Origin of the sequence: Faecalicoccus acidiformans, from assembly GCF_014202635.1 — a bacterium.
GTDB lineage: Bacteria > Bacillota_I > Bacilli_A > Erysipelotrichales > Erysipelotrichaceae > Faecalicoccus > Faecalicoccus acidiformans.
Map to the genome: position 1 here is coordinate 1 of NZ_JACHHD010000026.1, position 9,163 is coordinate 9,163.

9 protein-coding genes are annotated in these 9,163 nt (G+C 34.3%); 5 read left to right on the forward strand and 4 right to left on the reverse strand.

Annotation, left to right across the window (positions count from 1 at the left end; all coding sequences use genetic code 11):
• Positions 1-313: 313 nt before the first annotated feature.
• The 4 genes from HNQ43_RS08975 to HNQ43_RS08990 are packed head-to-tail and all read right to left on the reverse strand — an operon-like array spanning position 314 to position 2,790.
• Positions 314-799 carry a PTS sugar transporter subunit IIB gene (locus HNQ43_RS08975; protein ID WP_183376955.1) on the reverse strand — a complete coding sequence of 162 codons (486 nt, stop codon included), beginning with the start codon at positions 797-799 and terminating at the stop codon, positions 314-316.
• Positions 800-811: 12 nt separating this feature from the next.
• Positions 812-1,618: a PTS system mannose/fructose/sorbose family transporter subunit IID gene (locus tag HNQ43_RS08980; protein ID WP_183376957.1), complete on the reverse strand. Its 807-nt coding sequence runs from the start codon at positions 1,616-1,618 to the stop codon at positions 812-814.
• 15 nt (positions 1,619-1,633) lie between these two features.
• A complete protein-coding gene (locus HNQ43_RS08985) occupies positions 1,634-2,389 on the reverse strand; it encodes a PTS mannose/fructose/sorbose/N-acetylgalactosamine transporter subunit IIC (RefSeq protein ID WP_183376959.1) in 756 nt (251 codons plus the stop codon).
• 14 nt (positions 2,390-2,403) lie between these two features.
• Entirely contained in the window at positions 2,404-2,790 is a 387-nt protein-coding gene (locus HNQ43_RS08990) for a PTS sugar transporter subunit IIA domain-containing protein (RefSeq protein ID WP_183376961.1), read from the reverse strand.
• Positions 2,791-2,910: 120 nt separating this feature from the next.
• On the opposite strand from HNQ43_RS08990, the gene HNQ43_RS08995 reads away from it, so the two are divergent.
• The 5 genes from HNQ43_RS08995 (at position 2,911) to rpoN (ending at position 9,082) form a co-directional block, all read left to right on the forward strand.
• Positions 2,911-3,270, forward strand: a complete 360-nt coding sequence (locus HNQ43_RS08995) for a hypothetical protein (RefSeq protein ID WP_183376963.1) — start codon at positions 2,911-2,913, stop codon at positions 3,268-3,270.
• Positions 3,267-4,235 (forward strand): phosphoglycerate dehydrogenase, encoded by a 969-nt coding sequence (locus tag HNQ43_RS09000; protein WP_183376965.1) that lies wholly within the window; start codon positions 3,267-3,269, stop codon positions 4,233-4,235. Before HNQ43_RS08995 ends, HNQ43_RS09000 begins: the two co-directional genes overlap by 4 nt.
• A 1-nt stretch (position 4,236) precedes the next feature.
• The gene (locus tag HNQ43_RS09005; protein ID WP_183376966.1) at positions 4,237-5,130 is read left to right on the forward strand and encodes a dihydrodipicolinate synthase family protein; all 894 of its coding nucleotides are present in this window, start codon (positions 4,237-4,239) and stop codon (positions 5,128-5,130) included.
• A gap of 67 nt (positions 5,131-5,197) precedes the next feature.
• Complete coding sequence (locus HNQ43_RS09010) at positions 5,198-7,840, forward strand: sigma 54-interacting transcriptional regulator (protein WP_183376967.1); 2,643 nt, start codon at positions 5,198-5,200, stop codon at positions 7,838-7,840.
• Positions 7,841-7,852: 12 nt separating this feature from the next.
• A complete protein-coding gene (gene rpoN, locus HNQ43_RS09015) occupies positions 7,853-9,082 on the forward strand; it encodes an RNA polymerase factor sigma-54 (RefSeq protein ID WP_183376968.1) in 1,230 nt (409 codons plus the stop codon).
• The last annotated feature ends 81 nt before the right edge of the window (positions 9,083-9,163 follow it).

The window sequence follows — 9,163 nt, forward strand, 5'->3', positions numbered from 1 at the left end:
TTTATTCAAGGATCGTATCGATCAGTACATACGGCTTTAAGATAAAAGCTCTATAAAAAGTAGCCAGGCAACTCTGAAAGAGCTACCTGGCTTTTAGTGCATATGCGAGATTGGTTTGTCCAAAATAAGATACTTCAGATAGTGTCAACAGGTAATTAAAAAATTACTTACACACTTTTCTTGACAAACCCAAATGCCCGATCTTGACAACCTCTTTGGAATTCATAATGTAATCCATCCCTTGTACAACTCTAATTCATCAACAGACATGACAGTTTTCATGTCTATTTAAAAATTCGGGATCAAAATAGATTTACGATTCATTATTGATTATCGCATTAAAATCATACTTTTTTTGATCTGGAAACTGTTGAGCAACCATTTTTACTCCCAACCTATCCAGTTCTTTCCAGTCTTCAATTTCTTCTTTTGATGCATTTACACCTTTAAGTAGCTGCTTTCGATTTGGAGTTGACCTAATATTTCCAATATTGATTTCTTGAATAGTTATTCCCTTATCAATCAATTGTTTAACTGTTTTAGGATTCTTCATTAATATAATTAGATTTTCATTTTTATATTTATCTTCTTTTAAGTTTTTTACGCTTTCTTCAACTGTAAGAATATCCGACTGAACACCTGTTGGAGTTGCAAATTTCAAAAGTTTCTTCTGCATCGTATTATTTGCCACCTCGTCATCTGCCACTAAAATGTAAGTTCCTTCTACAGTTCTAGTCCATCCTACGACAACTTGTCCATGAATCAGGCGATCATCAACTCGAATTAATACGATCGACATTTAAAACACCTCCTATTGGATAATACCTAATAATCCCAAAACAAATCCTACCACAACCAGAATCAACATTAACATGTTGACATTTTTTCCTTTTCTTACATACTTGAATAAAATCAACGTAATAACAAGCGGAAGAATTCCTGGCATGATTCCATCCAAGAGGCTTTGAATTTCAATGGTTGACTCTTCCACAGTGTAAACCAGAGGCGTTGTTACGTTTAACCAAGAAGCTACCAAAGCACCCACAACCATTAGTCCTAATATTGTCGCTACCTTCATCCATTTACGAATCTGGAATGATTCCATACTTTCCATAAAATTATCTGCCATATCATAACCTAAAAATACACCTTTATACCGGATAAAGAAATGCAAAGCATTCGGTACGATAACAAATAACAATGGTGCAAAAATATTTCCGCTTCCTGCTAATGAAATTGCAATACCTGCACAAATTGGTCTTAAACATCCCCAGAAAACAGAATCTCCAATTCCGGCCAACGGACCCATTAAACCACTTTTAATAGCTGAAATGGCCTCACCATTATCTGTATTAGGATCATTTGCATTCTTTTCTTCCATGGATGCCACTATCCCCATGATAAAACTAGTAAACCAACTATGGCTATTAAAGAATTCCATGTGTCTTTTTAAGGCAACACGTTTTTCTTCTTTATCTGGATACAACTTATTAATCAATGGTAACATCCCAAAGCAGAACCCAAATCCAGACATTCTCTCAAAACTATAGGATCCCTGTATGCAAAATGATCTCCAGAATATTTTTCTTAAATCTTTCTTTTCAACTTTCTTTTCCATAAACTCCCTCACTACCTAAAATACAGAATCGCTTTTTTCTTCATCTTTGTCATTGAATACGTATAATAAACCAATAATCACACCAATTGCGGCTACACCGATTACATTGACTGCCGGCAAATACGCCACAATCAGGAAACCCGCAAAGAAGAATGGGAACAGTTTTTTATCTCCCAAGCTATTAAGAAGCATCGCAAATCCAATTGCCGGTAATACATTACCAACCGCAGTAATTCCGTTCATGATATTTTCAGGTATAGATTCCGTTAATCCTGCTACTGCATCCATACCAAAGTAAATTGCTACGAATACTGGTACAGAATATGCTAGAAAATGAATAAAATTCCCAACAAAGAACATAAATGAAATCCCTTTAGAGTTCCCATTATCCGCATATTTATCCGCTCTTGCCAGTACTACAGAAACTACTGTTTTCGCAAATATTTCAAAAGTAGAAGACACGACACCAGCCGGAATTGCCACCAACAACGCTTGCTCTGTACCCTGACCTGTAGTAATTGTAAATGCTGTTCCCAACACACTGGCCACCACCATATTTGTAGGTACCGATCCTCCGATAGTTTGAGCGCCCATAAAAATCAGTTCAAATGTTGCTCCCAAAGCTAAACCAGTTTGATAATCTCCGAGAATCAATCCAATCAATGGACATACAACGATCGGACGTTCCAACATCATATCGCCACATAATCTTCTAGTCAGATAGAGCATTCCTGCAATTACCGCAAGAATAAGAGACATACCAATACTCATAATCACTTCCTCCTTTATAAATAGTTAAATTGTATGGATGAAACTCCAATCCTTTTAATTGATTTAATCATATCATCCGTAAATGCTTTCCCCTCTACAATGCATTCCAATGTATATTGAAGCATCCTGGGAGTCACTCCCATTAGGATTGGAATATCTGGATGATTCCAGAGAGAGGAAATACACACATTTGCTGGCGTTCCTCCTTTCAAATCAACAAAACATAAAGAATAATCCTTCAAATTAATTTCCGATATTTTTTTCGCTAAATCTTCAGCTCCTACGTTTTCATCAAAACCAATAAAATGAATCATTTTTTCTGTACTTATTATCTTCTGTGAAACGATTTTTATTAAAGCTTTTCCATATGTCTTGTGTGTAATCATTAATACTTTCATCATATACTCTCCTCCTCTGGCTTCACTTTTGAATAAGCAACTAGCATGCCAAGACACTAAAAATTTCAAGACACACAGTGTCTTGGCACGGCATTTGCTTGTATATCATTGAAGGAGGTTATAATGAGCAGATCACTGTATTATCTGGAAACAGAAAATGAATCCCAAGATATAAAAGATACCTTACTAATGATTATGGGAACCTGCCCTATTCATTTTATAAATGTAGATAATATGAACAATGCGATCCAAGCCGAAGATGAAAAAATAATTTTTACATCTGGTCTTCTATCAAACGAAATAATTAGTCAAGATATCAAATCAATTTCCAACATTTGTTTTATCTCAGGATTTAATCTTTTTATGCTTCTAGATGCAATTTTAGGAATAGATGCTGATCATTCATTCGATACATATGTAAGAAACATTGTGAAGAATGGACAAGCCAGCATTAATATTGTTGAAAGAGAGGATATCACATGAAAAAAGTACTTGTTACAGTCACGAATTACTCTAAATTCTGTAAAAGCAGTAAAAACTATCTGCAATCTTCTGGATTTGAAATTGATGAAAATACATCCGGAAAACGATATTCTGAAGAACAATTAATACAACTTGTCCCTAATTATGACGCGGCAATTGTAGGCATGGACCCTTGGACAGATCATGTACTTCAAAAAGCTAATAAAATGAAAATTATTGCGAAATTTGGCGTCGGCTATGATAACATCGATATTTCTTCTGCCGCCAAAAAAGGAATATCCGTTACTTATGCCAAAGGTGAAAATGCACAATCGGTAGCTGAGCTGGCATTAACACTGATTTTAAATGTATTAAAAAAAGTTTCTGTATTTAATCGACACATTCGAAGCGGAATCTGGGATCGTGAGCTCCAACATGAACTGCATGGAAAAACAGTGGGTTTATATGGATTTGGTAATATCGCACAAGCTCTGGCGCATATGTTAAAAGGATTTGACGTACATATACTGGCATATGATCCTTACTTCAATAAATCCATTGCTGATAACCTCGGTGTTCAGTTTTGCCAGCAAGAAGAATTACTTAGACATAGCGATGTCCTTAGTCTTCATCTTCCGGGATTTGAAGAAAATACACATATTATAGGTGAAAAAGAACTAAATCAGATGAAAGCTGGTTCTATACTAATCAATACAGCTCGAGGAAACTTAATCGATTTAGATGCATTAGCAATACATCTACAAAATGGGAATATTCTGGGAGCAGGACTTGACTGTTTCGAAACAGAACCAATTTCTAAAACTCATCCTATATTTGAATTTGAAAATATTGTTGCGACTCCTCACTGTGGAGGCAAAACATTTGAAGCTTATGACCGAATTGGCATGAGTACAGCGCAAAACATAATCGATATGTTTAATGGGATTACCCCAAAAAATATAATTAACGCAAAGGAGGCCAAATAAAATGAAAAAAATGTATGGGATTACTACAGCTATGCTTACCCCTCTAGATTCTGACGGAAATATCTTGGAACAACAACTTAAAGACTATACAGATTTTTTAATCAATCACGGTGTACATTGTTTATATCCGTTAGGCAGCATGGGAGAAATGAATCTTTTAACGGTAGACCAACGAAAAAAGGCAGCTGAAATTATCATTGATACCGCAAAAGATAGAGTTCCTGTATTTGTTCATGTTGGAGCCACTAGAGAAGAAGACACCTTGTTGTTGGCACATCATGCCTTAGAACAAGGTGCCGACGGTATCGGAATCGTTACGCCTTCCTATTGGCCATTCAAACAAAATGAAGTTATTGGATATTTTGAAAGAATTGCAAAAACGCTCCCTGATGACTTTCCGATTTACATCTACAATATCCCTCAATATACAACAATCGATATGACAACAGACATGATGAAGACATTAACAACTCGTTGTAAAAATGTTGTAGGAATGAAATATAGTGTTGGAAATATGGCAAGAACACAAGAGTATCTAAAAATCAAAACTAATGATTTTTCTGTCATTCAAGGAGGAGATCTATTGCTGACCCTTGCTATGACATTAGGATGTGACGGTGTGATCTCTGGTTATTCATCTGCATTTCCAGAATACTTTGTTCAAATTTGGGATCTTTATAAAGAAGGAAAATTAGAAGAGGCCAAATTATTACAAAATAAAATCACAGATATTGTCTCTGTTTTGAAAAAAGAAGTTTCCACTATTCCAAAATTAAAAACAATTCTAAAACTAAGAGGAATGGACATTGGGGTATGTCATAAACCCTTCCTAATGCCGACAGAGGAACAGGAAAATCAGATTATTACACACTTAAAACATTTTGAGGTATTATAAAAGTATTATCAAAATATATCTGGTATTCATTTTTCAATCATTTGCTCTCTAAACAAAAGGTAATTCTATGGGACGTAAAGAAAAAATCTACAATTTTTTAAAAGATCAACGCATTTTTTCAGAAGATATGGGGTTAACCACATTAGATATCGCAAATCAAATGAATTTGCAGCGTCATAATGTCAGTAGTGATTTAAATGAATTATGTAGAGAAGGTCTTCTTAACAAAACGAATGGAAGACCTGTTCGCTATTGGGCTCAAAAAAGAAACGAATCTGCATTTTCAATAGTCATTGGGTTTAACGGAAGCCTAAAAAAATCCATTGAAATCGCTAAAGCTTCTATGATTTATCCGCCAAATGGATTAAACACCATAATTAGCGGTCCATCTGGGTCTGGCAAAAGCTTTTTGGCTGAAAGAATGTATGCCTTTTGTATTGAAAAAAACATAATACCTCACGAAGCTCCATTTACCATATTTAACTGTGCTGATTATGCCAGCAATCCTCAGCTCTTACTATCTCAACTATTTGGCCATGTCAAAGGTTCATTTACAGGAGCAGATGCTGATTATGAAGGAATTATCTCAAAAAGTAATGGCGGTGTACTGTTTTTAGATGAAGTACATCGCCTCCCTCCAGAGGGGCAAGAAATGTTATTCCTGTTTATTGATAAGGGTTATTTTTTTCGCTTGGGAGATTCTGTACACCCAGTCTATGCGCAGGAGAGAATCATAGCAGCTACATCTGAAGATCCTCAAAAGACAATGTTGACAACTTTTTTGCGACGATTCCCTTCACAAATAATGCTTCCATCACTTGTACAAAGACCTATACAAGAGAAATATGAGTTGATCAAATATTATTTTCAACTGGAGGCAACACACTTGGGTATTTCTTTACTTGTTCGCTCTCAATGCATCGTTGCCTTAATGGCACACAATTTCACAGGTAATATCGGTGGATTGAAAAACACGATCCGTCTTGTATGTGCCAATGCCTTTTTAAACTATTTATCTTCAAACAAGATTGATGATTTAATTCGTATTTATATTATTCATTTACCTAAAGAGATCCAAATTGAATATCTAAATGATTCCGTAGATAATAAACTTTTGATTGAAATGTTCCCAGAAGACGAAATTATGTTCTTCCATCAAAGTCAAGATAAATTACACTCTAGTCTTTCTAGTGCATATTCCTCTGAAATCGAGAACATATTCAATAGTTATTACGATAATGGTCTAACTTTTGAGGAAATTAAAAAGCTGTTTAAAAACGATATACATGGGTTTATTAAAGAGTTAGAACATGAAGATTATCCATTTGATGAGAAACTACATCATGAAATGTCATCTTTAAAATATCGTTTGGAGGTAAATGAAGATATATCTTTATCACAAGATTCAATCAAAATATTAGAAAAGTATTTTATATGGCTGAAAAAGAATCCTGTTACAGAAAGTGACATTCAATCCCCAAAAAGAACATTATCTGCGAGTGATCATTTCTTTTTGATTATTTCTAAAGAGTTGCATGAAATTGCAAATAACCATGAAATATATATAAACGATTTAAATTGTTTGATTGCCTACTGCATACTTGATCAATATAAACAAGATAAAACAGAATTCACAGAGATTTTAGTCATCTGCCATGGTGAGTCTACAGCCACCAGTTTAGTCAACGTAGCCATTCAGTTGATTAATTATCCCCATATCCATGCGATTGATATGCCATTAGATCATACATTGAAACAAATTGAGGCAGAAATTCTGAATAAATTTAATTTCAAAAAAGATTCAGATATTCTCCTCATTATTGATATGGGATCTTTAAAATCTTTAAAAGACTTCATTCGGTCTAACTATCAAGCTCAAGTTTATTCGATTGATATGGCTTCTACTCTTATTGTTTTAGATGCTTGTAAGCTTGCCAAATATGATGAAAAAAAAGCTTATGAAATCATGACAAAGATTACGGAAAGCTACAACATTCGTTCAGACTACGACAAAGAAAAAAAAGTAATTGTTACCAGTTGTCTAACCGGTGAAGGAACAGCAGAACGACTCGCCTGTTACTTAAAAGACTTCTTAGATAAAAATAACATCCGTGATGTTGAGATTTTAAGCTATGGTTCTGAAGATGATCTTTCTTATATACTCACGCACAAGAATGTCATTGCCATTATAGGAACCGTCAATCCTCACTTCAACAATATTTCTTCTATCCAAAAAGAAATACCTTTTATTGGAATCGAACGTTTACTTTTTGGAGACGGAGAAAAGCTACTGCAAGATTTAGTATGTAAGAAAAAGGGGAAAATGGTTGAATATGAAAAACCAGATCAGATAGAAAGCCTAGATGAAGTCAAACAACTTGCCACACAATTTATATCTGAAAATATCGACAAAGCTTATAAAGAAAAGATTTTAACGTGCACTCTTCAAACGCTAGAGGATATAGAAGAATCATTGCAGATACACATTTCAGTGAATCAGACAGCCAGATTTCTTATACACTATGCATTTTGTATAGAACGATTGATCGATAATGACCCTGTAACGGAATGTGCCGATTTGGATGATATTCAAAGCAAGCATAGTCAACTATTCTCTTTGGTGCGTCAAGCAATAATCAAAAACTTGCCATCTGATATTACACCAATAACTGATGCAGAAGTTGGATACATAACTATGATTTTTCTGTAGAGGAGATATTTTATGGAACTCAAACTCAATAAATATCAAAATCAAACACAAAATCAAAAACAACGTTTGTCACAAATGCAACAGATGTCCTTACGCATTCTTCAAATGAATGTTGAGGAATTAGAAAACACACTTCAAAAAGCAGTTGAGTCCAATCCAGCAATCGATATTATTGATGATTCACCATACCAAGAGAAAAAGCAGATTGACTATGACTTATTGATAAACTACCAGATTCAAGAAGAAACATTAGAACAAAATTTTCTTTGGCAATTACATACATATCCTGAATCCATTGATATTGACCTTGGTGAATTTTTGATTTATTCAATAGATGATAATGGTTTCTTAACTTTGTCAAAAGAGGAAATTTCCAATATCACAAATAAAACAACACAGGAGATAAACAAAACAATTGAATTACTGAATACTTTTGAACCAGTTGGATGTTTCTGTACTTCGATTAAAGAATCATTGCTTACACAACTCAAAACCAAAGGATATGAAAACTCTCTTAGTTTTGCCATAATCAAAAATCATTACCGAGAATTGCTTGATGGAAGTTTCAAAGCCATTCAACAGCAAACAAGATGTACGCAAGTTGAAATCAATGAAGCATTGAAAATCATAACCGAATGTAATCCAAAGCCTGGTTCCTCTTTTGCGAATAAGACAAACTATATCCATCCCGATATAAAGATTGAAATAATCGATGGAGATTTTGTTATCAAAACAACTCAGACAACGCAAATTCGATTAAATACACAATATGTTAACAATAAAGATTTACAACAATACATCAAACCGCTTCAAAAAGAAGCCAAAAGATTGATAGAATCTGTTACATTACGCAATAACACTTTAATTCGTTTATCTGAATATATTATCCAAAACCAATATTCGTTTTTTAAAAACTATGGCAATATACAGCCACTTATGATGAAAGATGCGGCAGACACATTACAATTACACGAATCTACCATTTCACGTTGCATCTCTCATAAATACCTTGAATTTGGAAACAGTATATATCCTCTTAAGTCATTTTTTCCAGGCAAATCAGGAAATGCGTATTCAGAAAATACAATTCTAACTCATCTAAAAACAATCATAAAAAACGAAAACAGAGAATCTCCATATAGCGATCAAAAACTGGCTGAACTTATAAACAAAATGGGATTCCAGGTTGCTCGTAGGACAATCCAAAAATACAGAAAAATGTTAAATAGGGTAACCAAATAATTTAGGGGTTTCCGTCCGGAATTTAGGGGACAATCTAGGGGGCTGATGTTTCTTGAAGTTGTTTCCAGACCCCTAAATTGA